General features: G+C 68.8%; 15 protein-coding genes. 1 reads left to right on the top strand and 14 read right to left on the bottom strand.

Annotation, left to right across the window (positions count from 1 at the left end; genetic code table 11):
• The first annotated feature begins 31 nt into the window (after positions 1 to 31).
• On the top strand, positions 32 to 793 hold the full coding sequence (locus ACWGE0_RS32490; RefSeq protein ID WP_452264728.1) for an SDR family NAD(P)-dependent oxidoreductase: 762 nt from the start codon (positions 32 to 34) through the stop codon (positions 791 to 793).
• Between the two features lie 8 nt (positions 794 to 801).
• Here ACWGE0_RS32490 and ACWGE0_RS32485 read toward each other — a convergent pair whose 3' ends face one another.
• The 14 genes from ACWGE0_RS32485 to ACWGE0_RS32420 form a co-directional block, all read right to left on the bottom strand.
• Positions 802 to 1,239 (bottom strand): tetratricopeptide repeat protein, encoded by a 438-nt coding sequence (locus ACWGE0_RS32485; RefSeq protein ID WP_452264727.1) that lies wholly within the window; start codon positions 1,237 to 1,239, stop codon positions 802 to 804.
• Positions 1,236 to 1,973, bottom strand: coding sequence for a 4-hydroxy-tetrahydrodipicolinate reductase (dapB, locus tag ACWGE0_RS32480; protein WP_452264726.1), 738 nt, complete (start codon positions 1,971 to 1,973; stop codon positions 1,236 to 1,238). The genes ACWGE0_RS32485 and dapB overlap by 4 nt, the downstream gene beginning before the upstream one ends.
• Entirely contained in the window at positions 1,970 to 3,262 is a 1,293-nt protein-coding gene (locus tag ACWGE0_RS32475) for a M16 family metallopeptidase (RefSeq protein WP_452264725.1), read from the bottom strand. The genes dapB and ACWGE0_RS32475 overlap by 4 nt, the downstream gene beginning before the upstream one ends.
• 107 nt (positions 3,263 to 3,369) lie before the next feature.
• Positions 3,370 to 5,616 carry a polyribonucleotide nucleotidyltransferase gene (locus ACWGE0_RS32470; protein WP_452264724.1) on the bottom strand — a complete coding sequence of 749 codons (2,247 nt, stop codon included), beginning with the start codon at positions 5,614 to 5,616 and terminating at the stop codon, positions 3,370 to 3,372.
• A 231-nt stretch (positions 5,617 to 5,847) separates the two neighbouring features.
• A complete protein-coding gene (rpsO, locus tag ACWGE0_RS32465) occupies positions 5,848 to 6,117 on the bottom strand; it encodes a 30S ribosomal protein S15 (protein WP_045318466.1) in 270 nt (89 codons plus the stop codon).
• Between the two features lie 128 nt (positions 6,118 to 6,245).
• Positions 6,246 to 6,692, bottom strand: coding sequence for a 2'-5' RNA ligase family protein (locus ACWGE0_RS32460; protein ID WP_452264723.1), 447 nt, complete (start codon positions 6,690 to 6,692; stop codon positions 6,246 to 6,248).
• The gene (locus ACWGE0_RS32455) at positions 6,689 to 7,168 is read right to left on the bottom strand and encodes a helix-turn-helix domain-containing protein (protein ID WP_319968763.1); all 480 of its coding nucleotides are present in this window, start codon (positions 7,166 to 7,168) and stop codon (positions 6,689 to 6,691) included. Before ACWGE0_RS32455 ends, ACWGE0_RS32460 begins: the two co-directional genes overlap by 4 nt.
• 83 nt (positions 7,169 to 7,251) lie before the next feature.
• Complete coding sequence (locus ACWGE0_RS32450; protein ID WP_319968764.1) at positions 7,252 to 8,184, bottom strand: bifunctional riboflavin kinase/FAD synthetase; 933 nt, start codon at positions 8,182 to 8,184, stop codon at positions 7,252 to 7,254.
• 34 nt (positions 8,185 to 8,218) lie between these two features.
• Positions 8,219 to 9,106, bottom strand: a complete 888-nt coding sequence (gene truB / locus ACWGE0_RS32445) for a tRNA pseudouridine(55) synthase TruB (protein WP_452264722.1) — start codon at positions 9,104 to 9,106, stop codon at positions 8,219 to 8,221.
• An 11-nt stretch (positions 9,107 to 9,117) separates the two neighbouring features.
• Entirely contained in the window at positions 9,118 to 10,443 is a 1,326-nt protein-coding gene (locus tag ACWGE0_RS32440; protein WP_452264721.1) for an MFS transporter, read from the bottom strand.
• A gap of 174 nt (positions 10,444 to 10,617) precedes the next feature.
• Entirely contained in the window at positions 10,618 to 11,919 is a 1,302-nt protein-coding gene (locus tag ACWGE0_RS32435) for an MATE family efflux transporter (protein ID WP_452264720.1), read from the bottom strand.
• Positions 11,920 to 12,283: 364 nt separating this feature from the next.
• Entirely contained in the window at positions 12,284 to 12,514 is a 231-nt protein-coding gene (locus ACWGE0_RS32430) for a hypothetical protein (RefSeq protein ID WP_452264719.1), read from the bottom strand.
• A gap of 168 nt (positions 12,515 to 12,682) precedes the next feature.
• Positions 12,683 to 13,816, bottom strand: a complete 1,134-nt coding sequence (locus ACWGE0_RS32425; protein ID WP_452264718.1) for an ROK family protein — start codon at positions 13,814 to 13,816, stop codon at positions 12,683 to 12,685.
• Complete coding sequence (locus ACWGE0_RS32420) at positions 13,813 to 14,799, bottom strand: DHH family phosphoesterase (RefSeq protein WP_452264717.1); 987 nt, start codon at positions 14,797 to 14,799, stop codon at positions 13,813 to 13,815. Before ACWGE0_RS32420 ends, ACWGE0_RS32425 begins: the two co-directional genes overlap by 4 nt.
• Between the last annotated feature and the right edge of the window lie 286 nt (positions 14,800 to 15,085).

Here is a 15,085-nt window from a genome sequence, read left to right as displayed (position 1 = left end):
AGGTACAGAACTAGCTCAGGAGGACGGTCAAATGGGTGTGCTTGCTTCACGTACGGCGCTGGTCACGGGTGGCACGTCGGGTATCGGTCTCGCGATCGCCGCGCGGTTCATCGCGGAAGGAGCCGACGTCTTCATCACCGGCAGGCGTCAGCCGGAACTGGACGCGGCCGTGGCCCGGCTCGGCCCGAAAGCTGTCGGTGTCCGCAGTGACGTGTCCGATCTGGACGACCTCGACAGGTTGTTCGCCCGCATCGCCGAGCACGGCAAGGGCCTCGACGTGGTCGTCGCGAACGCCGGTGGCACCGCGGCCATGGAGAGCATCGAGACACTGACCCCGGAGGCGTTCGACTCGGACTTCCGGATCAACGTGCGCGGCACGGCCTTCACCGTGCAGAAGGCGCTGCCGCTGCTCAACGCCGACGCGTCGATCATCACCCTCGGCTCGACCTCGGCGTCCCGCGCGACCGCCGCGTTCGGCACCTACTCCGCGACGAAGGCCGCCATCCGCCAGCTCAGCAGGGTCTGGGCGCTGGAACTCGCGCCTCGTGGCGTCCGCGTCAACACGCTGGTGCCGGGTCCGACCGAGACCACCGGCCTCAAGAACGCGCTGGCCAACACCCCCGCGGGCGTCGACGCGATGCTCGAGCGGGAAGCAAGCAGGGTCGCGCTCGCCCGCGTGGGACAGCCCGACGAGATCGCCGAGGCAGCGCTGTTCCTCGCCACGAACCAGTCGAGCTTCGTGACCGGCAGCGAACTGTTCGCCGACGGCGGTGAAGCCCAGGTCCTGATCTGACCGCGCGATCAGGCGTGCAGCTCGATGGCCTTCCGCATGGTCTCGCGCGCCCGGCCGCGGTCCCCCGCGATGTCGTAGGCGTAGGCGAGCCGGAACCACATCCGCCAGTCCTCCGGTGCGGCCTCGACCTCGGCCCGCCGTTCCTCGAACCACGAGTCCGCGGCGTCCCGGTCGACTCGGCCGGACGGACGGCGAGGCAGGTGCGAGACGTCGGGCAGCAGCCCGTCCGCGTCGAGCTCGCGGGCCATCTTCTCGGTCTCCCACCCGAACCGCAGGTTCGAGTAGACGAGCCAGACGCCGAGCAACGGCAGGATCAGCACACCCACGCCGAGGAGGATCCCGACCAGCTCACCGGTCCGCAGCAGAGCGACAGCCCGGCCGGTGAGCAGGACGAAGTAGACCGCGAGAGCCGCGATCAGCACCCCGACGGTGACGCGGACCTTCACAGGTCCAGGTACTTGTCGAGGCCCACCGCGAGCCCGGGACGACCGACGATCTCCCGCACTCCCAGCACGACACCGGGCATGAACGACGTGCGGTGCAACGAGTCCTGACGGATCGTCAGCGTCTCGCTCTCCCCGCCGAACACGACCTCCTGGTGCGCGATCATCCCGGAGATCCGCAGCGAGTGAACCCGGACGCCGTCGACGACAGCACCGCGCGCGCCCGGTTCCTCCTGCGTGGTCGCGTCGGGCATCGGGTCCATGCCCTCCCGCGCCGCCGCGATCAGGCGCGCGGTGTGGGCGGCCGTGCCGGAAGGCGCGTCCGCCTTGCGCGGGTGGTGCAGCTCGATGATCTCGGCCGACTCGTAGTAGCGGGCGGCGATCTCCGAGAAGCGCATCAGCAGCACGGCGCCGATGCCGAAGTTCGGCGCCACGAGCACGCCGACGTCGGAACGCTCCGCCAGCAGCTGTTCCACCGCAGCGAGCTTCTCGTTGTCGAAGCCGGAAGTACCGACCACGCAATGGATCCCGTTGGCGATGCAGAACTCCAGGTTCCCCATCACCACGTCGGGGTGCGTGAAGTCGACGACGACCTGCGCGCCCGCGTCCACGAGAGCCTGCAACGGGTCGTCGGCGTCGATCGCCGCCACGACCTCCATGTCCTTCGCGGCCTCGACCGCGCGGACCACCTCGGAACCCATGCGGCCCCGCGCGCCGAGAACTCCGACGCGAATCATGCAATCACCTCGTGTACCTGGTCCGGCAGATCGTCAGCGTGATCGTAAGGTCCGACCACCGCCGCGGCGACGGGCCGGCGCAGCAGATCACGTGCGAGCAGCGCCACTTCGTCGGCGGTGACCTCGTCGATGCGCGCGAGGGTCGCCTCGACGCTCAGGTGGTCGCCGTAGTTCAGTTCGGACTTGCCGATGCGTGACATCCGGGAGCTGGTGTCCTCCAGACCCAGGACGAGCGCACCGCGCAGCTGTCCCTTGCCACGCGCCACTTCCGCGTCGGAGAGTCCTCCCCGCGCGACGTCCACGAGCACCTCGCGGATGACGCCGGCGGTCTCGCCCAGCCGATCGGGCTGGCACCCCGCGTAGACGGCGAACGTGCCGGTGTCCGCGTACAGGCCGACCGACGAGTACACCTGGTAGGCCAGACCTCGCCGTTCGCGAACCTCCTGGAACAGCCGGGAGCTCATGCCGCCGCCGATGGCCGCGTTCAGGACGTTCAACGCGAACCGGCGTTCGTCGTGGCGGTCGATACCGCGCATGCCGAGCATCATGTGCGCCTGCTCGGTGTCATCGGTGTGCAGCACCAGCTTGCGCGCGTCGGCGATGCGTGCGCGACCCGCCCGTGGCGTGACCGCGCTGCCCTCCCGCGACAGCCGATCACCGATCGCCTTGCGCACCAGGCGCATGACGTGCGTGTGCTCAATGTTGCCCGCGACGGCGAAAACCATGCGCGGCAACGTGTAGCGCTTCTTGTAGAACGAGTAGAGGTTGTCCCTCTCCATGTCCTGAATGGACTTCTCGGTGCCCAGCACCGGGCGCCCCAACGCATGCCCGCCGAACAACGCCTCGATGAACGCGTCGTGCAGCAGGTCCTCGGGGTCGTCGTCGCGCATCGCGATCTCTTCGAGCACGACTCCGCGTTCGGTCTCGAAGTCACGCGGACCGCAGATCGCCTCGAACACCACGTCGGACACCAGATCCACCGCGAGCGGCAGGTCCTCGTCCAGCACGTGCGCGTAGTAGCAGGTGTGCTCCTTGGCGGTGAACGCGTTCAGCTCGCCGCCGACCGCGTCGATCTCCTCGGCGATGCCGGCCGCCGACCGGCGCGCGGTTCCCTTGAACAGCAGGTGTTCCAGGTAGTGCGCGGCACCCGCGACTTCGGGCCGTTCGTCACGGGACCCGACCTGCACCCACAGTCCGACCGAGGCGGACCGCACGCCGGGGATGCGCTCGGTGATGACCCGCAGGCCGGAGGGCAGCATGCTGCGCCGCACCTCCGAGCCGGCGGACATCTCGAGCACCCGCGTGCTGCCCGGCCGCTGGAGGTGCCCCAACCGTCCGGTACGCGGACGGCCGCGGGTGGATGCACCCGCGGCCGTCACGTTGTTGTCTGTCGCACTCACTGCGCGGGAGCCGCCTCAGCAGCCTCGGTGGCCTCGACGGCCTCCGGGGCGTCGGCGGGCGCCTCGGCAGCGTCCTCGTTCACGACGACGAGGCTGATCTTGCCGCGCTGGTCGATGTCGGCGATCTCGACGCGGAGCTTGTCGCCGACCTTGACGACGTCCTCCACCTTCGCGATGCGCTTGCCGTTGCCCAGCTTCGAGATGTGGACGAGACCGTCCTTGCCGGGCAGCAGCGAGACGAACGCGCCGAACGCCGCGGTCTTCACCACGGTGCCCAGGAAGCGCTCGCCGACCTTCGGCAGCTGCGGGTTCGCGATCGCGTTGATCATGCCGATCGCGGCCTCGGCCGAGGGGCCGTCCGCCGCACCGACGTAGATCGTGCCGTCGTCCTCGATGGAGATGTCGGCACCGGTCTGCTCGGTGATCGAGTTGATCATCTTGCCCTTCGGGCCGATGACCTCGCCGATCTTGTCGGTCGGGATCTTGACCGACGTCACGCGCGGCGCGAAGGCGCTCATCTCGTCCGGGTCGGAGATGGCCTCGGCCATGACCTCGAGGATCGTGTAGCGAGCGTCGCGGGCCTGGCCCAGCGCCGCCGCCAGCACCTCGGACGGGATGCCGTCGAGCTTCGTGTCGAGCTGCAGCGCCGTCACGAACTCCTTGGTGCCGGCGACCTTGAAGTCCATGTCACCGAACGCGTCCTCGGCACCGAGGATGTCGGTCAGCGCCACGTAGCGGGTCTCGCCGTCGACCTCGTCGGAGACGAGGCCCATCGCGATGCCGGAGACCGGGGCCTTCAGCGGGACACCGGCGTTGAGCAGCGACAGCGTCGACGCGCAGACCGAGCCCATCGAGGTCGAGCCGTTGGAGCTCAGCGCCTCGGAGACCTGACGGATCGCGTACGGGAACTCCTCGCGCTTGGGCAGCACGGGCATGATCGCCCGCTCGGCCAGCGCGCCGTGGCCGATCTCGCGGCGCTTCGGCGAACCCACGCGGCCGGTCTCACCGGTCGAGTAGGGCGGGAAGTTGTAGTGGTGCAGGTAACGCTTGTGCGTCTCCGGGGCGAGCGAGTCGATCTGCTGCTCCATGCGCAGCATGTTCAGCGTGGTGACACCCAGGATCTGGGTCTCGCCGCGCTCGAACAGCGCCGAGCCGTGCGTCCTCGGGATCACGGCCACCTCGGCACCGAGGTCACGGATGTCCGTGAGGCCACGGCCGTCGATGCGGATCTGGTCGCGCAGGATGCGCTGGCGCACGAGCTTCTTGGTCAGCGAGCGGAACGCCGCGCCGACCTCCTTCTCGCGACCCTCGAACTGCTCGGCCAGCTTCTCGAGCGTGGCGGCCTTGATCTCGTCGAGCTTGGTCTCGCGCTCGGCCTTGCCCGCGATCGTCAGCGCCTGGGCCAGCTCGGCAGAGGCGGACTGCTCGACGGACTCGAACGCGTCGGCCTGGTAGGCCGGGTACGTCGGGTACTCGCCGGTGGCCTTCGCGGCGACCTGGGCGAGCTGCGCCTGGGCCTCGCAGAGGACCTTGATGAACGGCTTGGCGGCCTCGAGACCGGCGGCCACGACCTCCTCGGTGGGGGCGACAGCGCCCTCGCCGATCAGGTCGATCACGTTGTCGGTGGCCTCGGCCTCGACCATCATGATCGCGACGTCGCCGGAAGCGACCACGCGACCCGCGACGACCATGTCGAACACGGCCTTCTCGAGCTGCTCGTAGGTCGGGAACGCCACCCACTGGCCCTCGATCAGCGCGACGCGGACGCCGCCGATCGGGCCGGAGAACGGCAGGCCGGCGAGCTGCGTGGACGCGGACGCGGCGTTGATCGCCACGACGTCGTACAGGTCCTTCGGGTTCAGGCTCATCACCGTGATGACGACCTGGATCTCGTTGCGCAGGCCGTCCACGAAGGACGGGCGCAGCGGACGGTCGATCAGGCGGCAGGTGAGGATGGCGTCCGTGCTCGGACGGCCCTCACGCCGGAAGAACGAGCCGGGGATGCGGCCCGCGGCGTACATGCGCTCCTCGACGTCCACCGTGAGGGGGAAGAAGTCGAAGTGCTCCTTGGGGTGCTTCGACGCCGTCGTGGCGCTCAGAAGCATGGTCTCGTCGTCCAGGTACGCCACCACGCTGCCGGCGGCCTGACGCGCGAGGCGCCCGGTCTCGAAGCGGATGGAGCGCGAGCCGAACTTGCCGTTGTCGATAACGGCAGTCGCCTCGTGGACCTCGATGTCCGTCATTTACTTGTTACTCCTCGTCTTTTGGACACCGCAACACGCTTCTTGACGAGGCCGGTCTTCGATCGAAGTCTCCTGGGGCTCTTCCACCAGGGGACCACTACCGAGGACCGGCGATAACTGCTTCGCGCGATGCGGGGCCCTATTTTTTTCCTCTTTGCAGCCGGGGATCTGTATACACCCGGCTGTGCGCCGAGGGGGAGTGACCGGCCGGTCACTCCCCCTCGGCAAGTGTCACCTGCGCAGACCGAGGCGCTGGATCAGCGCGCGGTAGCGGTTGATGTCCACCTTGGTCAAGTAGTTCAGCAGACGGCGGCGACGGCCGACCATCAGCAGAAGACCACGGCGGGAGTGGTGGTCGTGCTTGTGCTGCTTCAGGTGCTCCGTGAGGTCAGCGATGCGCTTGCTCAGCAGGGCCACCTGGGCCTCGGTGGAGCCGGTGTCCGAGTCGTGCAGACCGTACTCACCGAGGATGGACTTCTTCTGATCCGTGGACAGTGCCACTAGGTACTTCTCCTACTTCGTTCAGGTCCGTGCGGCCCCACGCCCGCCGAATTGCTGGCCGGGGTAGCCGGTACTGGCCGCCACGGACCGCAGCCAGACCCAACTGCGAAGGCTATCAGGCACGGTGGTCAGCGGCGCGCTGACGTGCGCAACCCCACCCGATCCACGGGTGTGTAGACGCCGTCGGCGCTGCTCACGAGCACTGCTTCGGTCGGCTGCCACGGGCTGCTCAGGAAGGCCGGCATCGACTGTCCCCGGTACCCGTACGCCACCGTCAGGTGCGCGAACCAATTGTCGTTCGCACCCGCTGCCCGTGCCAACTGATTTAAATCGCCGTGAATTCCTGCCCACAGGACCTTGCCGCGGAAGTTGCCGAAGTCCTTCAACCGGATTTCCGGGACCTCGTGGCCTTCGAGCGCTTTGAAGCGTTCCTCATCAGCGGATTCACCGTGGAAGCACAACGTGATGTGCCACTTCTCCGGCTTCGTCCACTCCACGTCGTGGCTTCGATCGAGGACGGCTTCGAGCTCGTCGATCACGTGCTGAGGCGGGTAGAGCGCGGTGAAGAAAGTCAACGACCTGCTGCCCGGATGGCGCGGCGGAAGAGCTCGGCGATCGCGGGGAACTCCTCGTGCAGCATGTCCGCTGCCTGCTGGAGCTCGGTCCGGTCGGCGACGCGGCGCAGCACCGGGTACGCGACGCTCTCCTCGCCGTTGACCGTCAGGGAGTCGCGGGACACGGTCGGCTTGGACTCGCGCACGTCGTCGAGCGCGCGCTGCAACGCCTCCGGCGCCCCGGTCGCCACGTCGGGCGTGAGCACCTTGCGCTCCAGCATGATCATCCGGGCGAGCACGGACGGGTTGCCGATCTTGGCGCGGCGCCCGCTCATCACCTGGCTGAGCATCGGCGCGCTGATTCCCAGCACGTCCGCGAGCTGGGCCTGGGACACGTTGAAGGCCACGACCAGCCGGCGCACGCGGTCACCCAGCGGCTCCCCGTACCACTCCCGTTGCAGGGCGAGGTTGCGCTGAACGATCTTGTGGTCCTCCACTTTGGCCTCTCCCGTAGCCGTATTCCGACCAGCATCCTGCCAGCCTGTGGACGCCCTCACGTCCGCTTCGCCCAATCTGACGGTCACGAGTCGGTCAGCAGTTCCCTCGTTCGGTCTACATCTCGATGCATTTGCTCGAGAAGCGCCTCCACGGAGTCGAACTTCTCCATCTCGCGCAGCCGGTCGACGAAGTCCACCGCGACCCGTTGCCCGTAGTAGTCCTCGTTCACGTCCAGTACGAAGGCCTCGACGCGGCGCTCACGCCCGGAGAACGTCGGGTTGGTGCCCACGCTCACCGCGGCCTTGAGGGTCTTGCCCTTGGCGTCGGTGAACCAGCAGGCGTAGATGCCGTCGGCCGGCACCGCCGCGAACTTCGGCGTCGACAGGTTGGCGGTCGGGAACCCCAGGTCCTTGCCCCGCCCGTCGCCCTTGACGACGATTCCCTCCAGCCGGTGCGGGCGCCCCAGCGCCTCCGCGGCCGCCTTCACGTCGCCGGCGTCGATGCACGCCCGGATGTAGGTCGACGAGTACGTCACGTCGTCAGCGGACACCAGATCAGCCCCCTCGGTCACGAATCCGAACCGCTGCCCGAGCTGGCGCAGCATCGCGACGTTACCCGCCGCCTTGTGCCCGAAAGTGAAGTTCTCACCTACTACGACAGCCGCCGCGTGCAGCTTCTCGACCAGCACCTCGTGCACGAACTCGTCCGCGGGCATCCGGGACGTCTCGAGGCTGAACGGCACGACGACGAAGTGGTCGATCCCCAGTTCCTCCACCAGCTCCGCCCTGCGCCGCAGGGTCGTGAGCTGCGCGGGGTGACTGCCGGGCCGCACCACCTCCGAGGGATGCGGGTCGAAGGTCATCAGCACACCCGGCAGCCCGCGCTGCTCCGCGAGGGCCACCGCGCGCCCGATCAGCGCCTGATGGCCTTTGTGGACACCGTCGAACACGCCGATGGTCACGACGCAGCGGCCCCAGCCGCCGGGAAGGTGGTCTAGTCCGCGCCAGCGTTGCACGGTGATCAGCCTACGACCTGCCGGCTGCGCGGGGTCATCCAGCGGGGCTCAGGACGACCACGGGCTTGCACGCGGGGCCTTCGTCCTTGGCCAGCGCGATGACGTGCCCGTCCGGCCCGAACACCCCGTAGGTGCCGTCGATCCCGCCCGCGGTGAGCCGCTGCCCGTGCGAGAGCGCGGAAGCCTCCATCGGGTCGATCTCCCGGCGCGGGAACGCCGTGGCCACCGCCGAGTCCAGGTCGAGCGACAGGCCGGGCGTCTCCTCCAGCTGCTCCAGGGTCTTGGCCACGCGCAGGTCGAACGGCCCGACCCTGGTGCGCCGCAACGCACCCAGGTGCCCGCCGACGCCCAGCGCCGCACCGAGGTCACGGGCCAACGCGCGCACGTAGGTGCCGGAGGAGCACTCGACCATCACGTCGAGCAGGACGGTCTTGTCCTCACGGCGCGTGAACAGCACGTCGAAGCGATGCACCGTGACCGGCCGTGCGGGGATCTCGACCTGTTCGCCCGCACGCACCCGTGCATAGGCGCGCTTGCCGTCGATCTTCACCGCGGACACGGCGGACGGCACCTGCTGGATCGGTCCGGTCAGCTTCGCCACCTCGGGGGCGATCGCCTCGTCGGTCACGCCAGAGGCGTCCACAGTGGACAGCACCTCGCCCTCGGCGTCGTCCGTGGTGGTGGACGCGCCGAGCACGATCGTCGCGAGGTAGGCCTTGCTGTCGAGCGCGAGGTGGCCGAGGAGCTTCGTCGCGCGTTCGATGCCGAGCACGAGCACGCCGGTCGCCATCGGGTCGAGCGTGCCGGCGTGCCCGACCTTGCGGGTGCCGAGGATCCTGCGCACCCGCGCCACCACGTCGTGCGAGGTCATGCCGTCCGGCTTGTCGACGACGACCAGGCCCGGTGCAACAGAAGCTTTCACGGCCGGGAATCCTAAGCGACGCGCAGAGCGTCCCAACGACGGCGCCGCAACTGCACCGGCACCGTCTCACCACGCTCCTCCGCCGCGAACACCGCCGCACGCGCGCGCCGCCACCACACGAGCATCCGCCAGCCGCCGAACGCGAGCACGATCACGCAGAAGCTCAGCGCGATCCGGAACGCGTTCTGCGGGGTCATGAGGTTCTCGAGCAGGTCCAGCAGCACGCCGACACCGAGCGCGGTCACCGTCACGGCGAGGAAGCCGCCGACGTTGACCAGCCCGCTCGCGGTGGACTGGCGGTGCGACGGGTTGTAGTCGCGCGCCAACGCGAACGCGACACCGGAGATCGGCCCGCCCACGGTCAGCACGAGGAACACGACCGCGATGACCGGCCCCGGCACGTGCCCGCCCGGCCACAGCAACAGCACGGCCCAGCCGACGAGCGCGAAAGCCAGGAACCCGCCCGCGATCGGCATGCGCCACTCGGGGTTGCGCGAGAACAGCGCGCCGATGATCGGACTCGTCACGATCGCGCCGATGACCAGCAGACCGAGCGTGGACGACGCGGCCTTGGCCGACATGCCCTGCGCCTGGACGAGGTACGGATACCCCCACAGCAGACCGAGCACCGCCGGCGTCGACATCGTGCTGAAGTGCGCCCAGAACCCGAGCCGGGTGCCGGGCACGCCCCACGCCTGCCGGACCTTCGGCCAGATCCGCTTGAACGGCACGACCTCCGGCTTCGGCGCGACGAACCCGTCCGGCACGTCACGCACCCGCAGGAACGCCACGGCGGAGTAGACCGCGGTGAGGCCGCCCGCGATGAGGAACGCCCAGGTCCACCCGATCGAGCCGAGCATGAGCGTCAGCGGCACGGTGGCGACGAGGTTGCCGACACCACCCAGCGCCGCCGTCACCGCGACGACGAGCGAGTACTGGCGCGGCGGGAAGTGCGTGGCCACGAGCCGGATCACGCTGATGAACGTCATCGCGTCACCCATGCCGAGCACGGCCCGCGCGACGAGCCCGAGCCCGTACGAGTCGGCGACGGCGAACAACAGCTGGCCGGTGCCCATGAGCAACGCGGCGACGGTGAGGATCTTGCGCGGACCGAAGCGGTCCACGAGCAGACCCGTGGGGATCTGCATGAGGGCGTAGACACCGATCTGCAGCACGGTGAACACACCGAGCTGCGCGGGCCCGAGCCCGAACCGCTCACTCGCTTCCAACCCGGCCACGCCGAGCGTGCTGCGGTGGAAGACGGCGGCGAAGTAGACGAAAACGGCGGTGGTCCAGATCAGCCACGAGGTTCGGGTGGCGCGATCGACCGCTGGCAAGACGGCACTCTCCCCAGGTCGGAGGCGGGCAGACATTAGTTACATCGCCTAAACAACCTTCTTGGTAACGATTTCATGCCGTGAGGTCGGACACAGCGCCCGTTCGGGCGTTCCGCCCGTGCGCCGCCTCACACCCCGCAGGCCTGTCGCCCCGAATCCCCGCTGGTCCTCGCCCTACCGGACCGCGCCCTCGACCGCCCAGTCCCCCGAGCGCGTGCGCCACACCACGGCTATCAACCGCAACACCATGAACGCCGACAGCCCGGTCCAGATCCCGGCGAGCCCCCACCCGAACGCGTACGAGGCCCACACCAACGGCAAGAAGCCGATCACCGCGGACCCGAGCGTCGCCGTGCGCATGAACTTCACGTCCCCAGCGCCCAGCAACACCCCGTCCAACGCGAAAACCACACCCGCAATCGGTTGCAGCGCAACAAAAAACCACCAGGCGTTCGGAATCTCGCCCAGCACACCGGCATCCGACGTGAACGCCTGCGGCAAAACCTGAGCCAGCGCGGCGAAAACCACCCCGAGCCCGATCCCGAAGACCAACCCGTACCGCGTGACCTGCCACGCCAACGCCTCCGCCTGCTTCCGCCGCGACGCCCCCAACGCCGCCCCCACCAACGACTGCGCCGCAATCGCCAGCGAATCAAGCACAAGCGCCAAAAACGTCCACAACTGCAACACGACCTGATGCGCCCCCACAGCCGCAACAGACGTCCGCGCAGCAACCGAAGCCGCACTGACAAAACACGCCTGGAACGCCAAACTCCGCAACACCAAATCGCGCCCCATGCCCAACTGCGCGCGCATGGCCCCCCAATGCGGCCGCAACGGCACCCGCTCAGCGACCAACGCCCGGAAGAACAACCCGGCCGACAACACCTGCGCCACCACGTTCGCGACGGCCGACCCCTCAAGCCCCCACCCGGCCCCGTAAACCAGCGCCGGACACAACACAGCACTGATCCCGTTGCCCACCAAGATGTACTTCAACGGCCGCCGCGTGTCCTGCACCCCACGCATCCACCCGTTGCCGGCCATCGTCACCAGGATGAACGGCGCCCCGAACAACGCAATGCGAACCCACTCGACCGCCGCATCCGCCACAGCCCCACCACCGGCCAGCAACTCAGCCAACGGCCGCCCGAACACCTGCCCCAGCACCACCACCAACACCCCAGCCGCCAACGCCAGCCAGGTGGCCTGCACCCCCTCCTCAACGGCCTCCCGCCGCCGCCCAGCCCCATGCAACCGAGCCGTGCGAGCCGTAGTGCCATACGACAAAAACGTCAGCTGCGTAGACACCTGCGTGAGCAACACACCGCCCAACGCCAACCCAGCCAACGGCAGCGCCCCAAGGTGCCCAACCACAGCCGTGTCGACCAGCACGTACAACGGCTCAGCCGCCAACACACCCAACGCAGGCACGGCCAGCCCGATGACCCGCCGCGCGGGAACCCGATCCTCCACGCACCGAACCTATGCGCTCACCCGCCTCCACAACCGGTGACGGCGCCCACTACCCCACCCCCGGCGCAGCGCTCCAGCCCGCCGCCGCGCTCCGGCCCGCCGCCGCGCTCCAGCCCGCCGCCGCAGCGCACCAGCTCGCCGCCGCAGCGCACTTGTCCGCCCTGACGGCCCACCGGCCCCACCACGGCCGCACCGGCCCGCGGCCCCGAGCACCCATCCGAACCGACCCCGGCGCTCCAGCCATGCGGTCAGACGTGCCATTCCACGGGCGGCGACCATCCCGAACCCGAACCGCAGCGGGTCAGCTCACCACCCGACCCGTGCAGTCAGGCGTGCCCGGCAGCCGGCGACCACCCGGTCCACCTCAGGCCTCGGTCCACCTCAGGCCCCGGTGCACCTCAGCCACCCGGCCCACCGCAGCACCCGTCCAGCCGCAAGCCGTCCAGCCGCAGCACCCAGCGACCCGGCCAACCGCAAGGCACCCCAGCCCGCAGCAGCCGTCCAGCCCCCAGCTCGACCACTCGACCCACCACAGCCGGTCCAGCCCCAGCCGGTCCAGCCCCAGCCGGTCCAGCCCCAGCCGAACCGGCCGCACCCCATCCAACTACCGGCGGCACGCACTCACCTCTGTTCCGCTCCCCCGCGCTTCCTCCTACGCGAGGGATTGGTAACAGCGTTTCAGGACACTTCTCGGGCCACCTTCACCCGATCGAGCGACCAGGCCCACGTCGCCCATGCCACCGGGGGTCCGGCGCCGCCGCGCCTACGCCCGTTGCGGCAGGCCGAACACCTGCTCCCGCGCCACCGCGAGCGCCGAGTGCAGCGCTCCTGATCGCACGGGGTTCGCCGTGATCTGCGCGAGCTGGACCGGGGTGCGCGGCACGACCAGCTTCAGCAGTTCTGCGGCCACCAGCTCGCACAAGGTCTCGCCGCCCGCCTGCGCCACGCCGCCCGACAGGAGCACCAGCTCCGGGTCGAGCACGCAGACGACGTTCGCCAACCCCAAAGCGATTCTACGAGCGAGGTCCGACAAGAACTCGCGACCTTCGGTTCCCGAGGTCAGGGCGTGTGCGACGGCCTCCAGACCGGAGTTCGCCGAGATGCCGTGCGAAGCAGCCAGGGCCACGATCGCGTCGCTGTCGACCTGGTCGCCGTAGCGGCCGCCGGGGATCTGCATCGAGTCGATCTCGCCCGCGCCGCCGGTGACGCCGCGCAGCAGAACGCCGTTGATGACCACCGCCGAGCCGATCTCGTCCGCGGGCCAGAACAGCACGAAGTTCCGCACGCCCACGGCCTTGCCGGAGCTCATCTCCTCCAGCGCGGCGAGGTTGATGTCGTTCTCGATCGACACCGACGCACCCAGCAGCTCGCGCAACGTCGACGGCAGGTCGACGTCCACCAGCCCCGGCAGGTGCGGTGCGAACCCGAGGTGCCCGGTCGACGGGTCGACCGCGCCGGGCGTGCCGACCACGACGTGCGACAGCGCGTCCAGCCGGAGACCGGCCAGCGCCGCGGCCTTCTGCACCGTCTCGCGGAACGCCTGCAACGTGTTTTCCTTGGGCATCGGCGCGCTGTGCTCCGCCAGCAACGACCCGGTGATGTCCGCGATGGCCACGTCGATCAGCTCGGGCGTCAACGCCACCGCCGCCACGTGCCCAACGCCACCGTTGACCGCCCACATCTGCGCGCGCGGCCCACGCCCACCACCACGCAGCCCGGTGCGCACGACCATGCCGTCTTCCTCGAGCCGCGCCAGCAACTGTGCCGTCGCAGGCTTGGAAAGCCCGATGACCTCTTCCAACTCGGCCCGCGTCATCGCGCCGCTGCGCAGCAACGTCTCGATGGCGGCCCGGTCGTTGATCTCCCGCAGCAGCCGCGGGCTTCCTGTCCGTGTCATGACTCCACCCGCTCCAACGCGCCCTTCAGCGCGGCAACGACCTGCTCCGCGGCGCCGTCGAAGGTGAACCCGGCCGCCAGCCGATGCCCACCACCCCCGAGCACCTGCGCCACCTCACGAACATCGACCCGGCTCACAGCCCGCAACGACACAGACCAGAACCCAGGCCGCAACTCCTTCAACACGGCCGCCACCTCAGCCTCGGAAGCAGAGCGCACAACATCGATCACGCTCTCCACCTCCTCACTACGAACACCACGCGCGTCGTCCAACCCAACCACCGCGTGCACCAACCCCAGCCCGTGCGCGGCCTTCTGATCCAACTCAGCCCGAGCCAACACACGCGACAACATGCCCAAGTACGCAAACGGATGCGCGTCCATCAACGGCCGCGTAACGCTGTAAGCGTCCACACCGGTCTCAAGCAGTCGGGCAGCCGTCTCGTGAGCAGCAGGCCCAGCCTTCCGAAAACCCCCGGTATCCGTGACGAGCCCGGCGTAAATGCACCGCGCAATGGGCTCGTCGATCTCAACGTCCATCTCGTCGAGCAACTTCAACGCGATGAGGGCAGTCGCCTCCGCGTGCTCGTCAATGCAGTGCAACGTCCCGTACCGAGTGTTCGACACGTGGTGGTCAATGACGATGACGGGCCCCGTGCAACCAGCAACCCGATCCTGCAGCGGCCCAAGCCTCTGCAAACTGCCGGTGTCCATGACCACGAGCAACTCGGGACGCGCAGGCACCTCATCCCGGTGAACCAACAGCCCAGCCACGTCCAACGCCTCAAGCGACTCCGGCACCGTCTCCGGCTCACCGAACGCCACCCGCACGCTCACCCCACGCCGGTGCAGCGCAAGGCCCACCGCCAAGGCACTCCCGAGCGTGTCAGCGTCGGGATTGATGTGACTAAGCAAGGTCACATCACGGGCGCCGGCCAGTAACCGCGCGGCCTCGGCAATGGTGGTGCTCAAGTCGTCTGCCACAGGGAGACGTTAGCTGCTAACCGTCTCAATGTGCTGTAGGGCGCCCTCGGACAAGACAGTTTCCATCCGATTAAACGGCCACCAGTGCCAAATGGACGATCAACAGCGATCCAGAAGGCAGACCTCAAGCCGATGCCGCAGGCGAGGCGACCCGATGGCGAAGCCGAGGCGTCCTTAACGCTTGAAACGGGAGGTTCCGGTGGGTGGTCCCGTCACGAGTCGTGCCCAGCACTTGCTGCAACCAGGCAGGGGTGTCAACTCGACACGCTTTTCGTCGAGTTGACAC

It is taken from the genome of Lentzea sp. NPDC054927 (assembly GCF_053610285.1).
This window is presented reverse-complemented; position numbering and strand designations above follow the sequence as displayed.